The organism is Afipia dichlorophenoxyacetatis, assembly GCF_055386385.1.
In genome coordinates this window covers 1,087,431-1,106,067 of sequence record NZ_AP029250.1, presented here as the reverse complement: position 1 = coordinate 1,106,067, position 18,637 = coordinate 1,087,431, and the positions used below count along the sequence as shown (strand labels likewise).

Annotated in this window: 16 protein-coding genes; 10 read left to right on the top strand and 6 right to left on the bottom strand. The window is 61.2% G+C overall.

Features of this window, described 5'->3' with window-relative positions; all coding sequences use genetic code 11:
* Window positions 1–18: 18 nt before the first annotated feature.
* Together hemF and ACZ5C3_RS05150 are read left to right on the top strand one after the other, a co-directional pair.
* Entirely contained in the window at window positions 19–912 is an 894-nt protein-coding gene (gene hemF / locus ACZ5C3_RS05155) for an oxygen-dependent coproporphyrinogen oxidase (protein WP_464035776.1), read from the top strand.
* Window positions 913–1,099: 187 nt separating this feature from the next.
* On the top strand, window positions 1,100–1,360 hold the full coding sequence (locus ACZ5C3_RS05150; protein WP_464035775.1) for a YodC family protein: 261 nt from the start codon (window positions 1,100–1,102) through the stop codon (window positions 1,358–1,360).
* A 63-nt stretch (window positions 1,361–1,423) separates the two neighbouring features.
* On the opposite strand, the gene ACZ5C3_RS05145 is transcribed toward ACZ5C3_RS05150, so the two are convergent.
* Genes ACZ5C3_RS05145 through ACZ5C3_RS05130 form a run of 4 tightly spaced genes read right to left on the bottom strand, consistent with a single transcriptional unit; the run spans window position 1,424 to window position 4,231 of the window.
* Window positions 1,424–2,683 (bottom strand): CCA tRNA nucleotidyltransferase, encoded by a 1,260-nt coding sequence (locus tag ACZ5C3_RS05145; RefSeq protein ID WP_464044573.1) that lies wholly within the window; start codon window positions 2,681–2,683, stop codon window positions 1,424–1,426.
* Window positions 2,680–2,943: a DUF6111 family protein gene (locus ACZ5C3_RS05140; RefSeq protein WP_464035774.1), complete on the bottom strand. Its 264-nt coding sequence runs from the start codon at window positions 2,941–2,943 to the stop codon at window positions 2,680–2,682. The genes ACZ5C3_RS05145 and ACZ5C3_RS05140 overlap by 4 nt, the downstream gene beginning before the upstream one ends.
* Window positions 2,940–3,575 carry a CoA pyrophosphatase gene (locus ACZ5C3_RS05135; protein ID WP_464038263.1) on the bottom strand — a complete coding sequence of 212 codons (636 nt, stop codon included), beginning with the start codon at window positions 3,573–3,575 and terminating at the stop codon, window positions 2,940–2,942. The genes ACZ5C3_RS05140 and ACZ5C3_RS05135 overlap by 4 nt, the downstream gene beginning before the upstream one ends.
* A 50-nt stretch (window positions 3,576–3,625) precedes the next feature.
* Complete coding sequence (locus ACZ5C3_RS05130; RefSeq protein ID WP_464035772.1) at window positions 3,626–4,231, bottom strand: DUF1285 domain-containing protein; 606 nt, start codon at window positions 4,229–4,231, stop codon at window positions 3,626–3,628.
* Between the two features lie 278 nt (window positions 4,232–4,509).
* On the opposite strand from ACZ5C3_RS05130, the gene ACZ5C3_RS05125 reads away from it, so the two are divergent.
* The 8 genes from ACZ5C3_RS05125 (at window position 4,510) to ACZ5C3_RS05090 (ending at window position 17,372) form a co-directional block, all read left to right on the top strand.
* Window positions 4,510–5,508, top strand: coding sequence for an AAA family ATPase (locus ACZ5C3_RS05125; RefSeq protein WP_464035771.1), 999 nt, complete (start codon window positions 4,510–4,512; stop codon window positions 5,506–5,508).
* Window positions 5,508–6,449 (top strand): DUF58 domain-containing protein, encoded by a 942-nt coding sequence (locus ACZ5C3_RS05120; RefSeq protein ID WP_464035770.1) that lies wholly within the window; start codon window positions 5,508–5,510, stop codon window positions 6,447–6,449. Before ACZ5C3_RS05125 ends, ACZ5C3_RS05120 begins: the two co-directional genes overlap by 1 nt.
* Window positions 6,446–9,298, top strand: a complete 2,853-nt coding sequence (locus ACZ5C3_RS05115) for a DUF4159 domain-containing protein (protein WP_464035768.1) — start codon at window positions 6,446–6,448, stop codon at window positions 9,296–9,298. The genes ACZ5C3_RS05120 and ACZ5C3_RS05115 overlap by 4 nt, the downstream gene beginning before the upstream one ends.
* A 4-nt stretch (window positions 9,299–9,302) precedes the next feature.
* Window positions 9,303–11,366, top strand: coding sequence for a hypothetical protein (locus ACZ5C3_RS05110; protein WP_464044572.1), 2,064 nt, complete (start codon window positions 9,303–9,305; stop codon window positions 11,364–11,366).
* A 139-nt stretch (window positions 11,367–11,505) separates the two neighbouring features.
* Window positions 11,506–11,871: a DUF2946 family protein gene (locus tag ACZ5C3_RS05105; RefSeq protein ID WP_464035766.1), complete on the top strand. Its 366-nt coding sequence runs from the start codon at window positions 11,506–11,508 to the stop codon at window positions 11,869–11,871.
* A 144-nt stretch (window positions 11,872–12,015) separates the two neighbouring features.
* Complete coding sequence (locus tag ACZ5C3_RS05100; RefSeq protein ID WP_464035764.1) at window positions 12,016–14,277, top strand: TonB-dependent receptor; 2,262 nt, start codon at window positions 12,016–12,018, stop codon at window positions 14,275–14,277.
* 247 nt (window positions 14,278–14,524) lie between these two features.
* Window positions 14,525–14,881, top strand: a complete 357-nt coding sequence (locus ACZ5C3_RS05095) for a DUF2946 family protein (protein WP_464044571.1) — start codon at window positions 14,525–14,527, stop codon at window positions 14,879–14,881.
* A gap of 133 nt (window positions 14,882–15,014) precedes the next feature.
* Window positions 15,015–17,372: a TonB-dependent receptor gene (locus tag ACZ5C3_RS05090; protein WP_464044570.1), complete on the top strand. Its 2,358-nt coding sequence runs from the start codon at window positions 15,015–15,017 to the stop codon at window positions 17,370–17,372.
* A 118-nt stretch (window positions 17,373–17,490) separates the two neighbouring features.
* Here ACZ5C3_RS05090 and ACZ5C3_RS05085 read toward each other — a convergent pair whose 3' ends face one another.
* Complete coding sequence (locus ACZ5C3_RS05085; RefSeq protein WP_464035762.1) at window positions 17,491–18,009, bottom strand: GNAT family N-acetyltransferase; 519 nt, start codon at window positions 18,007–18,009, stop codon at window positions 17,491–17,493.
* 75 nt (window positions 18,010–18,084) lie between these two features.
* Window positions 18,085–18,570, bottom strand: a complete 486-nt coding sequence (locus ACZ5C3_RS05080) for an NUDIX domain-containing protein (protein WP_464035760.1) — start codon at window positions 18,568–18,570, stop codon at window positions 18,085–18,087.
* Window positions 18,571–18,637: the final 67 nt, after the last annotated feature.

Below are 18,637 nucleotides of genomic sequence, written 5' to 3'. Positions count from 1 at the left end.
AAAAAACGGAGACGCGGATTGGAAAAGCCAGTCACGACGATCGAGCACCGCAAAGAACGTGCCCGCACCTGGTTCGAGAGCCTGCGCGACGATATTTGCCTCGATCTCGAGGAGTTAGAGACTGAGGCCTCGACGTCTCTCTATCCGGGAGAGACAGGGCGTTTTATGCGCACCCCGTGGGAACGCACCGATCACACCGGAAAACCCGGCGGCGGCGGCGTGATGTCGGTGATGCGCGGCCGGCTCTTTGAAAAAGTGGGCGTGCATTGCTCCACCGTGTACGGCGAATTCGCGCCCGAGTTTCGCGCACAAATTCCGGGAGCGGCCGATGATCCGCGCTTCTGGGCCTCCGGAATTTCTCTGATCGCCCATCCGCGCAATCCGAATGTGCCGGCGGTCCATATGAACACCCGCTTTGTCGTGACAACGAAAGCGTGGTTCGGCGGCGGGGCGGACCTCACGCCGGTGCTCAACCGGCGGCGCACGCAGGACGATCCAGATACAACCACGTTCCACGCCGCCATGAAACGCGCCTGCGATGCACATGCCGCCATCGCGCCTTACGACAAATACAAGACATGGTGTGACGAATATTTCTATCTGCCGCATCGCAAGGAGCCGCGTGGCATCGGCGGCATCTTTTACGACTGGCACGATTCCGGCGATTGGGATGCCGACCTCGCCTTCACTCAGGAAGTGGGGCAGGCCTTTGCCAAAGTCTATCCGGAACTGGTGCGGCGTAATTTCGCAACCGCCTGGACGCCGCAGGATCGCGAAGAACAGCTTGTCCGACGCGGACGCTATGTCGAATTCAACCTGCTCTATGACCGCGGCACGATCTTCGGCCTGAAGACCGGAGGCAACGTCGACTCCATCCTGTCGTCGATGCCACCAGAGGTGAAGTGGCCGTAGTTCTTCGCTTAAAGAGAACTATCATCAGCAAAAACGAAAAGCTCTGGACAACCCGTCCGGAGCTTTTTCGTTTTGTCAGAGTGTCATGACCCGCAGCTAGGTTGCCCCCATTCCATTTTTACCAAGGCATGATCCCGAAGACGGAACCGTTCTTCGGGAAGATCATGCACACCACATGGAGCGGATCATGACACTGAAAGCGGGCGACGTCGTTATTCTCAAATCAGGAGGTCAGCCTCTAACCGTTGCAGAGGTCCACGACGACGACACGGTAGAGTGCGTCTGGATCGGTGAAGAAGGCGATCTATTTCGTGAGAAGCTTCCATCCGTCGTTCTCGAAGTCGCTCACTTCGAGCCACTCGATGACGAAGACGAGCACGACGAAGAAGACGATGAACACGACGAGGATGAAGACGAAGACGAGGATGAAAAGGCCAAGGTCGCCTGAAGCTATCTCGTTTTGAATCGCAAGCCGCCGCCCTTCACCGGGGCGGATGACTAGGCTCAATATTCAGAGCAGATGATCGCGGGTGAATCGCACGGCGGTCTCATCCGCGATGGCCTTCAATGCGGCGGCGTCCATCGGAAATTGCGCGGCGAGCCAGGCATCCTCGGCCAGCGTCAGGACATGGCCGAGCGCAGGACCTTCAGCGATGCCACGCGCGATGAAGTCGCCGCCCTTGAGTGGAAATGCCGGCGGCGTCCAACGATCCGGAAGCGATACGAAATTCTGCCAGTATGACGACGTGGCATCACGCCCCGCCCGCGCCCATGCCAGCATAATGCGGTCGCGATAACGGCAAGCATCGCCGATCCGATAAAATCTACGCCGGGCGGTGTCCTCATCCATATCCGTGAGCCGCCACCAGCGATGCCCCATGGAATCCAGCCGTTTGGTTTCAGCGTTCGAGAGACGCAACCGCTGCGACAGACGCTTGGCGTCTTCGGTGACTGCAACCGCCAGCGCGCCAAGGCGGCGTATCGGATCAGGATCAAGCCCAAGCTGAGCTTCGGCCTGAACCATCTTGGCGAAGACGCCGTGATAGACGACACCGCCGGCGGTGAGGCCGAGCAAGCCCGCATTGTCCATGGCCACCAGCGCGGGTCCTGCCCCCGGAGCCACAACGAGCTTCAGCATCTCCATGCGAATGCGTTCAGCGGAAAGCGTGCAGAGGCCGACGCGCCCCGCGATGCAGGCGTCGTAGCCCGCAACGTCAGGTTCGCCTTGGCCGTAGGCCGCATGGATCCGGAAGAAACGAAGGATACGCAAATAGTCTTCGGCGATCCGTTGCGCCGGCTCACCGATAAAGCGCACGCGCCGCGCCTCGATGTCAGCCAGCCCGCCAACGTCGTCATGCACAACACCGTCCGAGCTTAATGACAAGCCATTGATGGTGAAATCGCGACGCAGCGCATCGCGCGTCCAGTCACGCCCGAATGCAACCTTTGCCTTGCGCCCGAATGTCTCGACATCCTCGCGCAAGGTCGTCACTTCGAACGCCTTGTTCTCGATGACCAGGGTGACCGTCCCATGCTCGATGCCAGTCGGCACACTCTTGATCCGGGCCCGCTTGGCGCGGTTGATCACTTCCTCGGGCAATGCCGTGGTTGCGATGTCGATCTCACCCACCGGAAGATCGAGCAACGCATTGCGGACGGCCCCGCCGACAACGCGCGCCTCTTCACCGTCAGAATTGAGCAGTGCCAGCACCCGAGCGGCTGGGCCTGATGTCAGCCAGTTCGCATCGTGCAGCGAGCGCGGCGCGCTCATTTTTCGGATCCCCGAATCAGTTTGCCATTCTCCACATGAGCGGGAGTGTAAGTCGTTCCGGGCGGCGCTCCGGAAAAATTTGCCAGCAACACCAGACTGACGATCACCAGCAACAGCGCCACAAAAGTCAATTTACCGAGGACGTTGAGCGGCCACGACGTCTTGATGAAAATACCGTGGCGCCTGGCAATCAGGATGATCGCATAGACGACAAAGGGAATAAGAAAAATTCCGATCTCGGTGAGAACGGGACGGATCATGAAAGATATATCCGCTCGTATAACGCGCGCAGCATGCCGGCGGTCGCGCCCCAGATGTAGCGCTGCTCGAACGGCATTTCATAAAACGACCGCTGCATACCGCGAAATTCCTTGTACCCCAGCCTGTGATTGGCCGGGTCCATGAGAAATGCTAGCGGCACTTCGAAGGCGTCGTCGACTTCATCGCGGCTGATCGTCAATTCAAAACCGGGCCTAACCCGCGCCAGCGTCGGCAATATCCGAAATCCAAATCCGGTCGCATATACGTCAAGATAGCCGACCGGATCGATAAAGGCCTGCTTGAGGCCGATTTCCTCATCCGCCTCGCGCAACGCCGCATCCAAGGGCGAGGCGTCTGTCGGATCGATCTTGCCGCCTGGGAACGAGATTTGTCCGGCGTGCTCATTCAGGTGCTCGGCACGCTTGGTCAACAGCACGGTCGGAAGCTCGCGCTCGACGATCGGAACAAGAACGGCGGCCGGACGAACCGGCCTCTCCTTCGCGATGATCTCCAGCATGGCATCGGTGCCGAAATCGCCGGTCGGCGGAAGGATGCTCGCATCGGTCAGCCCCGGGGGAACGTCGAAAGACAAGCGCTCCCGTGCGCGACGGAAAAATTCATCAGAACTCATATCGGCGGGCGCCGCGGCGCGAGCGGACGCATCCGTCACAATACTGTCAGTCAAACCACATCCCTCGCCTGCGCCGCATCGGCCATCGAAAAGAACACCCCGTCAGAGACGACCCCGAACAATTCGCGGCCATCGACGACTCGTTCCTCGCCCATTTTGACCAGATCATAATAGAGCGCGCGAGTGACTTTTGCCCATAGGTCCGAGCGTACATGCACATAAGGCGTCAGTCCGCCGTCGGCCGAGGCCTCGAACCGCAACCGATGATTGCCATCGCATGGCACCCATTCGTCCACATTGGTACGGAAACTCAGCTGCCGTCCGCTTCCCTCATCGTTTTCTGCCATCTCCACCGCAAGGAACGGCACGTCATCGACACGGATGCCGACTTTTTCGACGGGAGTGACAAGAAAATATTTATCATCTTCCCGTTTGAGGATGGTGGAAAATAACTTCACGAGTGCCGGCCGCCCGATCGGCGTGCCCAGATAGAACCACGTACCATCCGACGCGATCCGCATGTCGAGATCGCCACAAAATGGCGGATTCCACATATGAACCGGTGGCAGGCCTTTTGTCGCAGCACGACGCGCGGCATCGGTCAGCCCATCGAGACGCTGGGCGGCATTCGGTTCCCTCTGCCCTTGGTTCGCCATTGTTTGCCCTGACGTTTGACGCCCTTGTTTGGCACGGATGGTGCAGGTCTAGAAACGGTTCAAGTCCAGAAACGATGAGAATTCACCGAGACCTTCGCAAGAAAGCTCGCCCGAATACTCGCCACATCGTGATGAAGTTCAAGCCCCCCACCCGTTAAGGTGGGGACAGCCTGACGTCACAAATATAATAAGAGAATACTTAGCCTTTGCATCAGTTTAGCATAGGCGACGATCTTGAATGCGGGCGATCCGCAGCAGCGGTCTACGAGGAGATTGGTATGGCAGACAGCGTTGAGAAACTGGAAGACGTGATCGTACGCTCTGCAGAGCAGATCGCGGGCAACATCCGCGCTGCCCGGGAAGCAATTTCGACCGTCATCTTCGGTCAGGAGCGCGTTGTCGAAAACGCGCTGGTCACCATCCTGTCCGGCGGACATGCGCTGCTTGTCGGTGTGCCCGGCCTCGCCAAGACCAAACTTGTCGAGACGCTGGGCGTCACGCTCGGGCTTGATGCCAAGCGCGTGCAGTTCACGCCGGACCTGATGCCTTCCGATATTCTGGGCGCGGAAGTGCTCGATGAGAGCACGACCGGCAAGCGCTCGTTCCGCTTCATTGCGGGACCTGTCTTTGCGCAACTGCTCATGGCGGACGAAATCAACCGCGCCAGCCCGCGCACCCAATCGGCACTGCTGCAGGCGATGCAGGAGCAGCACATCACAGTTGCCGGCGCACGCCACGATCTGCCGAAGCCATTCCACGTGCTCGCGACACAAAATCCGCTGGAGCAGGAAGGCACCTATCCGCTGCCGGAAGCGCAGCTCGACCGCTTCCTGATGGAAATCGACGTCGAATATCCGGATCGCGATGCCGAGCGGCGCATCCTGTTCGAGACCACCGGTGCCGAAGAAACCGTCGCCAAAGCCGCCATGAATGCGGAAACGCTCATCACCGCGCAACGGTTGGTACGCCGGTTGCCGGTCGGCGATTCCGTCGTAGAGGCGATCCTGTCCCTGGTGCGTTCGGCACGCCCCGGCGAAGAAGGCGGAGAGAGCGCCAAGTCCATCGCCTGGGGTCCCGGTCCGCGTGCCAGCCAGGCACTGATGCTCGCCGTCCGCGCACGGGCCTTGCTCGATGGCCGCCTCGCACCATCGATCGATGACGTGCTTGATCTCGCTGAACCTGTCCTGAAACACCGCATGGCACTCACCTTCTCAGCACGCGCCGAAGGGCAGACCGTTGCCGGCGTCATCAAGCAACTGAAAGCACGGATTGGCTGATGGCAACACGTGTGCAGCCAGCTCTTCAGGAGATCGAAGCAGTCCGCCGCGCGGACGGCGAAAGCCGTTCGCTCGCGGCGTCGCTGCCGCGTCTCGTGCTGGAGGCACGCCGCATCTCAGCCAACGTCATTCACGGCCTGCATGGACGCCGCCGCGCCGGCACCGGTGAGAATTTCTGGCAGTATCGCCGTTTCGTCTCCGGCGAAGCCTCGCAGAACGTCGACTGGCGGCGCTCGGCACGTGACGATCATTTGTATGTCCGCGAGCAGGAATGGGAAGCTGCACACACCGTCTGGCTGTGGCCCGACCGCTCCGCGTCGATGGCGTTCGCCTCGAAGACCGCGCGAGACAGCAAACTCGAGCGCGCACTGGTGGTGACATTTGCTCTTGCCGAACTGCTAGTGTCAGGCGGTGAACGCGTCGGCATTCCCGGCCTGATGAATCCGAGTTCGAGCCGCAACATCGTCGACAAGATGGCACAGGCGATCCTGCATGACAGCGCCACGCGCAGCAGCCTGCCGCCGCAGTTCGTGCCGGCCGCCTTGGCGGAAGTCGTTGTGCTGTCGGATTTCTGGTCAACGATTGGGGAGATCCGCACCATGCTCGGCGGCCTCTCAGCCTCGGGAGCACACGGAACATTGTTGCAGGTCGTCGATCCAGCCGAAGAGACGTTCCCTTATTCCGGCCGCATCGAATTCGTTGAGCCCGAGGGCGCTGGCGTGATCACGGCAGGCCGCGCTGAAACCTGGGCGCAGGATTATACCGCGCGTGTCGCCGCACATCGTGCCGCCATTCGCGACGAGACCAACAAGCTCGGCTGGCTGTTCTCGACCCACACGACGGATCGTTCAGCCGCGGAACTGCTTCTGTTCCTTCATAGCGGCATGACCGTCGCCAAAGGCGATGCGCGGGCTTCAGGTCTTGCGGGGCGCAGCGCATGATGGGTCTTCCACTTTCGTTTGCTGAACCGTGGCTGCTGGTCGGCTTGTTGAGCCTGCCGGCGCTGTGGTGGCTGCTGCGCGTAATGCCGCCGCGTCCACGCCGTATCGATTTTCCACCGACGCGGCTGCTGTTCGACATCGCTCCCAAGGAAGAGACGCCCTCGCGGACACCATGGTGGCTGACAGCCCTGCGATTGCTCGCCGCAGCGCTGGTGATTTTGGCCGCAGCCGGCCCGGTGTGGAATCCGAGCGGAGGCATCGCGCGCTCAGACGCGCCGCTGGTGATGCTGCTCGACGACGGCTGGAGCGCGGCCGCGAGCTGGGACGCCCGTATTAAGACTGCGGACGAACTGATCGCGAATGCAGAAGCCGACCGGCGCGCCGTTGCCATCGTACCGCTCTCGGAAAGCACCCGCGACTTCTCCCTGATGCCTGCAGGCACCGCACGCGTCGCACTCCGTCAATTGTCTCCAAAGCCCTATTCCGTGGAACGTGTCGACACGTTGCCGGCGCTCGGCCGCTTTCTTGAAAAGACCGGCAACGCTGAAATCGTCTGGCTCAGCGACGGCGTTGACACAGGCCGCGGCAGCGAATTCGTGCAAAACCTCTCCAAGACGATTGAGAACCGCGCTTTGACCATTTTTGAAGGCGGCACACCTCCCGCTCACGCGCTTGCCGCCGCTGAAAACGCCGCCGCGAAGATGACCGTGAAGGTGCTGCGCGCAACCAGTGGCAATGGCGACGTTGGCCTCGTCCGCGCTCTCGACCAAAAGGGATCGCCGATCGGCGAAGCACGTTTCGCTTTTGGGGCGCGGGATCAGGAAACAGAAGCGAGCTTCGATCTGCCCGTAGAACTGCGCAACGACATCACGCGGCTCGAAGTTTCTGGCGAACGCTCAGCAGGTGCCGTGCAACTGCTCGACAAGCGTTGGCGGCGGCGCGCCGTCGGCATTGTCAGTGGTGCGACCAGCGATACGGCGCAGCCCTTGTTGGCCTCGACATTTTATCTCACGCGCGCGCTGGCGCCATTTGCTGATGTCCGGCTGGGTGAGCGTACCGCGCCTGCCGTTGCCATCGGACAGTTCCTCGATCAGAAGCTGCCGATGATCGTGCTCGCCGATGTGGGTACGCTCTCTCCGGAGATTTACGACCGCCTCAATAAGTGGATTGCACAAGGCGGCGTGCTGGTGCGCTTTGCCGGCCCACGACTTGCAGCAGGCGACGATGACCTCGTGCCGGTCAAACTGCGGCGCGGCAATCGCAGCCTTGGCGGCAGCCTCACATGGGAAAAACCACAACCACTCGCGTCGTTCGCGGCTGACGGTCCATTTGCAGGGCTTCAGGTGCCGAAGGATGTGACCGTGACGCGCCAGGTGCTGGCCGAACCGAGCGCCGCGCTGGCATCGCGAACCTGGGCATCGTTGCAGGACGGCACGCCGTTGGTGACGGGCGAACACCGGGACAAAGGCATTGTCGCGCTGTTTCATATCAGCGCCGACATGCGTTGGTCTGATCTGCCGATGTCCGGCACCTTCGTTGAAATGCTGCGCCGGATTGTCGACAGCTCCGGCTACACGGCGAATGTTGGCGCAGGCGTCGCCGCCGACGCAAGTATCGAGACCGTTGCACCGCTTCGTACGCTCGATGGCTTCGGCGCATTTGGTCCGCCGCCATCGACTGCCAAGCCTCTGCGCGCGGATTATCGTGATCGCGCCACGCTCGATCACCCGCCCGGTCTGTATGGCCCCGCCGAGGGCCCTCTCGCGGTGAACACTCTGGCGGCAGCGGACCGGCTTGCGCTGCTGGACACATCTGCTCTCAAGGCACGGCGCGCGACCTACACCAATGCTGAGCCGCGCGACCTGCGCGGCATTCTGCTTTCCACTGCACTCGCACTGTTCTTGATCGACGCGATCATTGTCGCGATCCTCGGCGGCGGTCTTGCGGCCTTGTTGCGGCGGCGGGCCGCGACGGCCGCACTCGTCTTGGCGATCGTGGCCGCATCGATGATCGGCTCGCCATTCTCGTCCTACGCACAAGCGCCCAAGGCTGACAGCAAGACAGCCACGACGAACACCGCAGCGAGCGACGACTTCGCCGTCAAGGCGGTGTCGCAGACGCGGCTGGCTTACGTCGTCACGGGCAACAACGATGTGGATTCCATCGTCAAGGCAGGGCTCTCGGGACTGACGCTGTTTCTCGCGCAGCGCACGGCGCTGGAAGCCGGCGACCCGGTTGGTGTCGATCCGGCGCGCGATGAACTGTCATTCTTCCCGCTGCTCTACTGGCCGGTGATTTCCGGCGCGCCGAAGCCATCGCAGGAAGCCATCAACAAGCTCGATGCCTATATGAAACAGGGCGGCACGGTGCTGTTCGACACCCGCGACGCCATCGAAGCCCCACCAGGAGCTGGCGGCGACTCGCAGACACCAGGCATGCTGACGTTGCGCAACATTCTCTCCTCGCTGGATATCCCCGAGCTTGAGCCGGTGCCGCGCGAACATGTGCTGACCAAGACGTTTTACTTGTTGCGCGACTTTCCGGGGCGCTTCACGAACGGTCAGACCTGGGTCGAAGCTCTGCCGCGTAACGAAGACGAAGATTCAGCCGAGCGGCCCGCACGTGGCGGCGACGGCGTTTCACCGATCATCATCACCTCCAACGATTTGGCCGGTGCGTGGGCGATGCAGCCCGACGGCCAGCCGATGCTGCCGATGACGCCGGGTGAGCCGCGGCAACGCGAATTCGCCTTCCGCGCGGGCGTCAACATTGTGATGTACACGCTGACCGGCAACTACAAGGCTGATCAGGTGCACGCTCCTGCGCTCATCGAACGGCTGGGGCAATAATCCGATGCAGTACGGTATCGCGTTCGCCCCTCTAGTTCCCGCCATCGTCCTGTGGATCGGCCTCGCCGCGATCATTGTGATCGCGGCCATTCTGATGGTCGCACGCGCACGTGGCACTGCCATTCGCGTCGCCGCGCTGACATTGATCCTTCTGGCGCTGGCCAACCCATCATTCACGCGGGAGGAGCGCGAACCGCTCAGTTCTGTCGCGGCTGTGGTGGTGGACCGAAGCCCCAGCCAAAATTTCGGAGACCGGACGCGCGAAACCAACGAAGCCCGTGACGCGCTGGTCGATCGCCTCAAGCAGATCAAGGGACTGGAAGTTCGCGTTGTTGAGGCCGGACAGGCTGACGGCGAAACCGACGGCACGAAGCTGTTTTCGGCGGTGACATCCGCGCTGTCGGATGTGCCGACGGACCGTGTCGCAGGTGCATTTCTGATCACCGACGGGCGTGTGCATGACATCCCCGCGAATGCCGCCAGCGTCGGCTTCAATGCACCGGTCCATGCGCTGGTGACCGGCCGCAGCGACGAACGCGATCGGCGCATCGCCATTGTCGCCGCACCCCGCTTCGGGATCGTCGGCCAGACCCAGACCATTACTTATCGTCTCGATGATCAGGGTGTCACCGGCGAGAGCGCACGGGTCACCGTGCGGCGTGACGGCGACGTGCTGAGCGAGCGCTCGGTGCGCAGCGGTGAACAGGTCAGCGTGACGATCGAGATTCCCCACGCCGGTCAAAACATCGTGGAGATCGAAGCGTCACCACTCGCCAATGAACTGACACCAGTCAACAACCGCGCCGTAGTTTCGATCGACGGTGTGCGTGACAAGCTGCGCGTGCTGCTGGTGTCGGGAGAACCCCATTCCGGCGAACGCACCTGGCGCAACCTGCTGAAATCCGATGCCAGTGTCGATCTCGTGCACTTCACCATCCTGCGTCCGCCGGAAAAACAGGACGGCACACCGATCAACGAATTGTCGCTGATCGCATTCCCGACCCGTGAACTGTTCCAGCAGAAGATCAACGAATTCCAGCTGATCATCTTCGACCGCTATGCCCGGCAAGGTGTGCTGCCGATTTCGTATTTCGACAACATCGCGCGCTATGTCCGCAACGGCGGTGCTGTGCTTGTCTCGGCTGGCCCGGATTACGCAGGACCAACCAGCATCTGGCGCACACCACTAGATTCGGTGCTGCCCGCTGAACCAACCGGCGTCAGCGAGAAAGCGTTCACCGCGCGCCTCAGCGAAGTCGGAAAACGTCATCCGGTGACGCGCGGACTTGAGGGCGCAAACAGTGATCCACCGCACTGGAGCCGTTTCTTCCGCCTCGTCGACACCCGCAATCCGGTCAACCCTCCGGTGATGGAAGGTGCTGACGGCAAACCGCTGCTGCTGCTGTCGCGGCAGGGCGAAGGCCGCGTCGCGTTGCTGCTGTCGGATCACATCTGGCTGTGGGCGCGCGGCTATGAAGGCGGCGGGCCGCACCTCGATCTTCTCCGTCGTCTGTCGCACTGGCTGATGAAGCAACCCGAACTCGACGAAGAAGCGCTCCGCCTCAAGGTGGAAGGCCGCGATCTGGTGGTGGTGCGGCAGACCATGGCCGACAGCGTGCAACCCATCACGGTGACGTCGCCGTCCGGCGCGACGCGTCAGATCACACTCACGGCCGGCGAGCCCGGGGAATGGCGTGCGACCACGAGTGCCGACGAGCTTGGCCTCTGGCAAGCGACCGATGGCACGCTGAAGGCCCTCATTAATGTCGGCCCGGTCAATCCGAAGGAATTTTCGGAAGTCACCTCTACTACTGAAGCGTTGCGCCCTCTGGCGCAGGCAACCGGCGGCGACTCGCGCCGTATTGCCGACAACGGCAGCGTCGACCTTCCGCGTGTCCTGCCCGTGCGCGCATCTTCGGTGTTTCGTGGCGACGGCTGGCTCGGTGTGAAAATGCGCGACGCCAGCGTGGTGCGCGGCATCGGTGTCCTGCCTGTCTTCGCCGGATTGGTCGGATTGCTGCTGTTGCTCGGCGCGTTCGCGGCCACTTGGTTGCGTGAGGGACGGTAAAGGCACCTCCAGCTCCTTATCAGTGTCGCTTAGCGCAGACCTCCTTGTTGACAGGCGCTCACCGAACGGCGATGTTATATTGTAACATCCGTGCCCAAGCCGTAAGAGTTTGGGCCAGATGCATGGGGCGTCATTCGCAATGAAGTGGCTTAGATCGAACGCAAGACAGCTGTCGTTGCTGGCGCTTTTCGCGCTGGCGCTGCAGTTTGGGCTGTCGTTCGGGCACCATCATCGTGCTAGCGCGCTTGCAGCCACCGCGCAGGCAGCCCCCACGCTCGCGGCGCCCACTTCCACGCCCGACTCTGATCACGATCAAGACACGCCGGGCGATCTTTGCGCCATCTGCGCAACCATCGCCATGGCTGACACGCTGGTGGACGCAGTGCCACCAGTGCTGGCGTTGCCGCAGTCGTTCGTCATCGTGCCGGTTGCTCCCAGACAGGAAACCGCCGCTCCGGTTTCCCGGCGCAACCTTTTCCAGTCCCGCGCCCCTCCGTTGTCCTGACATCGACCGTTCACGCGTCACGAGGCTCGCTGCCGCTCGCAGGCGAAGCCTCGGGGCAATTCGGAATCGATCCGCTGTTCGCAGCGGAAGTCCACCGCATCTGCTCGTCGATAACGAGCATGGGTGGCGTCAGGAATTTTAATTATGTCTGCCAGAAAGTACCGTACCGTTTTTCTCGGAAGCTCCGCGTTGGTTTTGCTGTTTGCGCTTGGCGGCCCTGCATCGTCGCAGGACGCACCCCCAGCGGCGAATGCACCGGCCGACGCCCCGTCAAAACCCGCAACAACAGGGTCGCAGTTGCCGGAGATCAAGGTGTCGGCTCCGCGCCGTAAACCTGTGCGACGACCAAAGCAACAGCAGGTCAGCGCGCCGACTACGCCGGCATTGACACCGACGGAAGCCGTCACGAAACAAAACGCCGACCTTGATGGCGCGCGAAATCATATTGTCGCGCCAGCTGGCGCGAGCGTTTACGAAATGAACCAGGAGGCGATCCAGGCTCTGCCGCAGGGAACCAATGCGCCGCTCGACAAGGTGCTGCTGCAAGCCCCCGGCGTGACGCAGGATTCCGCGGCAAGTGGTGAACTGCATGTCCGCAACGAACACGCCAATGTTCAGTATCGTATCAATGGCATCATGCTGCCGGACGGCGTCGGTGCCTTCGGTCAGATTCTCGACACCAAGATCGTCGGCAACATGTCGTTGCTCACAGGAGCACTGCCCGCGCAATACGGTCTGCGTACGGCCGGCGTCGTCGACATCCAGACCAATCCCAACGCATTCAACAACAGCGGCAGCGTCAGCGTCTATGGCGGCAGCCATGGCACCATCACTTCAAACCTTGAGTATGGCGGCACGGTAGGGAAGACGCAGTATTACGTCTCAGGCAACTACTTCGGGAGCAATCTCGGAATCGAGAACCCGACACCGAACAAAAACGCAATCCACGACCACACCGATCAGGGCAAGGGCTTCGTTTATCTCTCGACGCTGCTCGACGAAACGTCCCGCATCGTTTTCATCGGCGGCAGCTCGAGCAGCAGCTATCAGATTCCGAACAATCCGGGCCAGCCGGCAGCGTTTGGTTCGGCACCCTACGATTCAGCCTTCCTCAATGAACGTCAGACGGAAGACAATCAGTTCGGCATCCTGGCCTATCAGAAATCGATCGACGGGCTCGACATGCAGTTTGCCGCTTTTACCCGTTACAGCGAGCTGCACTTCACGCCCGATGTGCCGGGCGATCTGGCATTCAATGGTGTCGCGTCGGACGTCTATCGTCGCAGTCAGACCACCGGCATCTCATCCGACAATGCTTATCGCTGGAGCGACAGCCACACCGCGCGGTTCGGATTCCAGATCAGCGCAGAACGATCGCTGGTCAACAGCGTCTCCACCGTTTTTAACGTCGACAACGCGGGCAACCCCGTCGTGGATGCGAACTCCCCGTTCTCCTTCATCGACTCCAGCTCCAAGCTCGGCTGGCTGGCAAGCGCTTACGTATCGGACGAATGGAGGATCACCAATCAACTGACTCTGACCACCGGCCTGCGTTTCGATCAGATGTGGTCCTACACCGACGCAAACCAGCTCAGTCCACGCGTCAGCCTGACTTACAAGCCGTTCGAGGGAACAACCTTCCACGCCGGCTACGCCAGGAATTTCACGCCGCCGCCGCAGGTGCTGGCTGCGCCAACCAACCTCGCTCTCGTCAACGGCACCACCCAGCAACCGGCAGTGAACCAGAACGATCCGGTCCAGCCGGAACGATCAAACGTTTTCGATGCCGGCGTCACGCAAAAGGTGTTGCCGGGCCTCGAGGTCGGCATCGACGCTTACTACAAGACGGCGCACAATCTGCTCGACGACGGACAGTTCGGCGCAGCTTACGTCCTCACGGCATTCAACTACGCCCGTGGCACGAACACCGGCATCGAATTCAAGGGAGCGTACGTCGATGGCGGATTCCGCGCTTATGCGAATTTCGCGATCGCCCGGCAGTTGGCGACCAACGTCTCCTCCAATCAGTACCTGTTCGACCCGGATGAGCTGGCGTTCATCTCCCAGAACTACGTCTATACGGATCACGCACAGTTCTATACCGGCTCGGCAGGCGCGTCGTATCTGTGGAACGGCACACGTTTCAGCGCCGATGTCATCTTCGGCAGCGGCCTGCGTTCCGGCTTTGCGAACACGGACTCCTTGCCATGGTATTCGCAGGTCAATCTTGGCATCTCGCACGAATTCCTAATGCCGGGATCGACCAAGCCCCTTACGGTGCGGTTCGATGTCGTCAACCTGTTCGACAATATCTATGAGATCAGGGACGGATCCGGCATCGGCGTGTTCGCACCTCAGTACGGACCGCGGCGTGGCTTCTTCGTTGGGCTTTCACAGAAACTGTGACCCGGCAACAGAAACAGCCTCAATCATGTTTCCGGGAAGGTGCGCGCGCCCGAAAGCGCCGCACGCTTCCTCGGAAATACACATGTGCCGATCGCTTACCAGAAGTGTCTTTCGAGCCAGACTTGTGGGTTCAATGACCCTCTCCAGTGCCCCCTGTTGACACTCACGCCTTGAGCGGCAATGTTACATTGTAACATCCGGAACCAGGGCCCCTGCGTCCTGAGCCCGGGGTGGGGCATGTGTTGCAATGAAGTGGTCGAGATCAAAGACAAAAAGCCTGTCACTGCTGGCGCTGTTCGCGCTGGCAATGCAGTTTGCGTTGTCGTTCGGCCATATCCATGCTGATGCCTTTGCCGCGCCAACGGCGATTTCTGATTACGCCTCCGCACCCACCTCGGACAACGAACACCCTCAGAACGATCCCGCCGAGATCTGCGCCATCTGCGCCACCGTCGCGATGGCGAATGCATTGGTGGATACGGCACCTCCGGTTCTGCCAGTCCTCCTCGATGAGAACGCTGAGGCGATCTTCACTGATCTGGCGAGCCACCTTACGGCAACCCGCCTTGTCGCATTCCAGTCGCGCGCCCCTCCCCGATCCTGACTCGAAAGCCAATCCAAGCCTGATGTTCACCGCGCGGCGGTGACCATCAGGGCATTCGAAGTTCAAGGCCGTTCTGCGACGGCACGTCGCCCGTCCAACATCGAGACGAAGGCGGCATCAGGATCAAAACGTCATGTCCCCTCGTTTTATTCGCGCCTCGCTGGCCGGCTGTTCGGTCATCGCCTTGGCGCTCTGTGCGAGCGCATCCACGCACGCACAGCAGGCCGATCAATCGGCACCGGCTGAGGCCGGCGCTACGGCACTGCCGGAAGTTGTCGTCCGCGCACCCAGCCCGATTGTACGGCGACGTCCCCATCGCGCCGCAGCTGGAGGCACTACACCCGCCGCCAACCCAGCTCCGGCGCCGGACCCCGCTCCCGATACAGCCGCCCTTCCCGGCACGCTGCCGATCGTGACCGATCAGTTCGCCACTGTGACGGTCGTGCCGAACGAAGAAATCCGCCGCAGCGGTGCGGCCACGCTCGGCGATCTGCTTAACAATAAGCCCGGCATCACCGGATCATCCTTCGCGCCGGGCGCATCGAGCCGCCCGATCATCCGCGGCCTCGACGTCAACCGCGTCGGCATCGTCGAGAATGGTCTCGGCAGCAGCGGCGCGTCAGATCTCGGCGAGGATCACTTCGTACCGATCGATCCGCTGTCGACCAACCAGATTGAGGTGATCCGCGGACCGGCGACGCTGCGCTATGGCTCGCAGTCGATCGGCGGTGTGGTCAGTTCAACCAATAACCGTATCCCGGAATCCTCGCCGTGCAGCGCGCTGCCGACGATGCAGACCTACGGCTACAATGTCAAAGCACCGCAGCTTTCCCCATCCAATCCCTGCGCGAGCTTTGAGACGCGCACTTCGATCTCCAGTGTCGACCAAGGCCGCGAAGGCGCTGTGCTGCTCGATGCCGGCGGCAACAACTTCGCGATCCACGTCGACGCGTTCGACCGCAAGACTGAAGACTACAGCATTCCGGGCGCGCCCTATCTGTCTCAGCCGAACAATCATACCGGCAAGCAACCGAACTCGGCTGCAAGCGCCAACGGCTTCTCGGTCGGCGGATCATACTTCTTCGCGGGCGGCTTTGTCGGCGCCTCTGTGACGCAGAACAACGCGCTCTATCACATCCCGGGCCTCGATGGCGCAGAGCACCAGACCCGTATCGATGGAAAACAAACGAAGGTCGCAGTTCACGGCGAATATCGGCCAGATACAGCCGCTATCGACACCATCAGCTTCTGGCTTGGCACCACCAACTACAAGCACAACGAGATCGGCCTCGCTGATCCCGCCGATCTCTCCAGCGACGGCGTCCGGCAGACTTTCACCAACAACGAACAGGAAGGCCGCGTCGAGGTGCAGCTTGCGCCATTCAACCTGCGCTTCGCCACGCTGACAACTGCCGTCGGCGTGCAGGCGTCACATCAGGAATTGACCGCGCCGAGCCCCGATGATCCGGGTTCACAGTTCAACGGCCTGTGGGACCCGAACCACAACACCAAGGTTGCCGGTTACATCTTCAACGAGTTCAAATTCACCGAGACCACCAAGGCTCAGGTGGCCGGCCGTATCGAACACGTCGATCTCGACGGCACGACACCGGAGTTTCCGGCAAGCTTCCTCGGTGTTGATCCCGTGGGCCCCAATGTGGCGCGCAATCCGAAGTTCACGCCGAAAAGCGCAAGCATTGGCCTCATTCAAAACCTGCCGCTCGATCTCGCCGCAAGCTTGACCGCGCAGTATGTTGAGCGCGCACCGAAGCCCGCGGAGCTGTTCTCCCGCGGCCCGCACGACGCCACCGGCACGTTCGACATCGGTAATCCCAATCTCGGGATTGAAACGGCCCAGACTGTCGAAGCTGGGTTGCGGCGCGCCACGGGTCCAATCCGCTTTGAACTCACGGGATATTACACACGCTTCAACGGCTTCATCTTCCGCAACATCACAGGCGTGAGGTGCGGCGAGGATTTTGCCTCCTGCGGAAATCCCGGAGGCGAACTCAATCAGGCGATCTATTCGCAGCGCAATGCGACCTTCCGTGGCGGTGAATTCCAGTTCCAATACGATGCGCTGCCGATGTCGTGGGGCGGAATATTCGGTGTCGAAGGGCAGTATGACATCGTGCGTGCGACGTTTACCGATGGCACCAACGTGCCGCGCATTCCCCCGCAGCGTGTCGGCGGTGGCTTCTACTATCGGGATGATCACTGGCTCGCCCGCATCAATCTGCTGCACGCCTTCGCGCAAAACGACGTCAGCGGCGTCGAGACAACGACTGCGGGATACAACCGCCTGAAAGCGGAGGTGAGCTACACAACAAAACTTGCAAAGGACAGTTGGCTCGGACCGCGAGAATTCATCGTCGGCATTGTCGGCGACAACCTCCTCAACGAGGACATCCGCAACTCCGTCTCCTACAACAAGGACGAAGTGCTGATGCCTGGCCTTGGTGTGCGGATGTTCGCCAACGTGAAGTTCTGAAAATGCAAAAGCGCCGCTCTTTCATCTGATCTCGCCACCGCGGGATGGCGAAAGAGCGGATGTCTGACGATGTGAAATTCATGGAATTAAGAGAGCGCGCGGTGGATTGCCGTTCTGCTCAGGACGTCCGGACGAAATTCCAGTCCGGGCGGATCGGTCCGTTGACGCCTTCGAAGGCGTTGTCAGCGAGCTCACAAACCAGCAATCGCGCCGGATCAACCGGACCCGGCATCGCCGTGGTTCCTTTTGGGATGCGCTTGAAGCCCACACGGCTGTAATAGGCTTCGTCCCCAACCAATACGATCAGCCGATGGCCCGCCGCCTTGGCGTCCGCCAGCGCGCGATCCATCAGCGCACGACCGATGCCCCGGTCACGGAACGGCGGCTCGACAGTCAGCGGGCCCAGCAGGAGTGCCGGCGTATCGCCAATGCAGATCGGCAATTGACGAACCGAGCCGACCATCAGGGTGCCGATCCGCGCCGTGAAGGACAGATCGAGCAGATGATCGACATGCTCACGGAGACGATAGGCGCTGAGCGCATAACGTCCCGGCCCGAACGTGCGCTCATGAAGGCGCTCGATGGCTTGTTCGTCGTTGGCGGTTTCCGCCAGAATGGTCAGGGAAAGGTCGGACATGACAAGTGGCGAAATAGCATCTCGCGCCCTCGGGGTCCACCGTGCTCGTGTGCCCCAAACCATACAGGAACGCAGTTAGCTCCAGTCCTCGGAGACCGGTTTGTTCTCAAGAACTTCGGCGATCCGAAGCCGGGTCCCACGCGTCGTATCCGGCGGCAGGTCGGTGACACTGTAAAAGCCGCAGGCGATGATTTCGTGGTTACGTTCCGGCATCCGGTCCTGATGAAAGGACCGCACCACATAAACCGCGACATGATCCCGGCGCGAGATTCGCCGGTTGAAGAACAAGCCGTGCAGTTGCGGCTCGCCGGTCATGTCGATCCGGCCCTCCTCGATCAGTTCGCGCTTCAGCGAATCCATGAAGGTCTCGCCGGTCTCGACACCGCCGCCCGGCAAGTGCCAACCGGAGACGTAGCTGTGCTTGACCAGGAAAACCCGGTTGTCGGCATCGAGTACCACTGCGCGAACGCCCAAGGTCATGCCACGGGCAAATCGCGCATAAAAATGAAAGACGCCGCGGATCAGCGGCTCGAACCTCACACGAATATCCTCGATGCTCATTGCGCGAGATTCCTGCCGCGATATCGTGATATGCAAACCAGTGTCCCGTCCGGGATTGCAACGAATG

What these genes read in the sequence shown, in the direction of transcription:
- ACZ5C3_RS05135 (WP_464038263.1), bottom strand. Translation starts at nt 3,575, where the DNA reads ATGAGTTCTGATGAATTTTTCCGTCGCGCACGGGAGCGCTTGTCTTTC.
- ACZ5C3_RS05125 (WP_464035771.1), top strand. Translation starts at nt 4,510, where the DNA reads ATGGCAGACAGCGTTGAGAAACTGGAAGACGTGATCGTACGCTCTGCA.
- ACZ5C3_RS05110 (WP_464044572.1), top strand. Translation starts at nt 9,303, where the DNA reads ATGCAGTACGGTATCGCGTTCGCCCCTCTAGTTCCCGCCATCGTCCTG.
- ACZ5C3_RS05100 (WP_464035764.1), top strand. Translation starts at nt 12,016, where the DNA reads ATGTCTGCCAGAAAGTACCGTACCGTTTTTCTCGGAAGCTCCGCGTTG.
- ACZ5C3_RS05130 (WP_464035772.1), bottom strand. Translation starts at nt 4,231, where the DNA reads ATGGCGAACCAAGGGCAGAGGGAACCGAATGCCGCCCAGCGTCTCGAT.
- ACZ5C3_RS05090 (WP_464044570.1), top strand. Translation starts at nt 15,015, where the DNA reads ATGTCCCCTCGTTTTATTCGCGCCTCGCTGGCCGGCTGTTCGGTCATC.
- ACZ5C3_RS05120 (WP_464035770.1), top strand. Translation starts at nt 5,508, where the DNA reads ATGGCAACACGTGTGCAGCCAGCTCTTCAGGAGATCGAAGCAGTCCGC.
- ACZ5C3_RS05085 (WP_464035762.1), bottom strand. Translation starts at nt 18,009, where the DNA reads ATGTCCGACCTTTCCCTGACCATTCTGGCGGAAACCGCCAACGACGAA.
- ACZ5C3_RS05140 (WP_464035774.1), bottom strand. Translation starts at nt 2,943, where the DNA reads ATGATCCGTCCCGTTCTCACCGAGATCGGAATTTTTCTTATTCCCTTT.
- ACZ5C3_RS05080 (WP_464035760.1), bottom strand. Translation starts at nt 18,570, where the DNA reads ATGAGCATCGAGGATATTCGTGTGAGGTTCGAGCCGCTGATCCGCGGC.
- ACZ5C3_RS05105 (WP_464035766.1), top strand. Translation starts at nt 11,506, where the DNA reads ATGAAGTGGCTTAGATCGAACGCAAGACAGCTGTCGTTGCTGGCGCTT.
- ACZ5C3_RS05095 (WP_464044571.1), top strand. Translation starts at nt 14,525, where the DNA reads ATGAAGTGGTCGAGATCAAAGACAAAAAGCCTGTCACTGCTGGCGCTG.
- ACZ5C3_RS05150 (WP_464035775.1), top strand. Translation starts at nt 1,100, where the DNA reads ATGACACTGAAAGCGGGCGACGTCGTTATTCTCAAATCAGGAGGTCAG.
- ACZ5C3_RS05145 (WP_464044573.1), bottom strand. Translation starts at nt 2,683, where the DNA reads ATGAGCGCGCCGCGCTCGCTGCACGATGCGAACTGGCTGACATCAGGC.
- ACZ5C3_RS05115 (WP_464035768.1), top strand. Translation starts at nt 6,446, where the DNA reads ATGATGGGTCTTCCACTTTCGTTTGCTGAACCGTGGCTGCTGGTCGGC.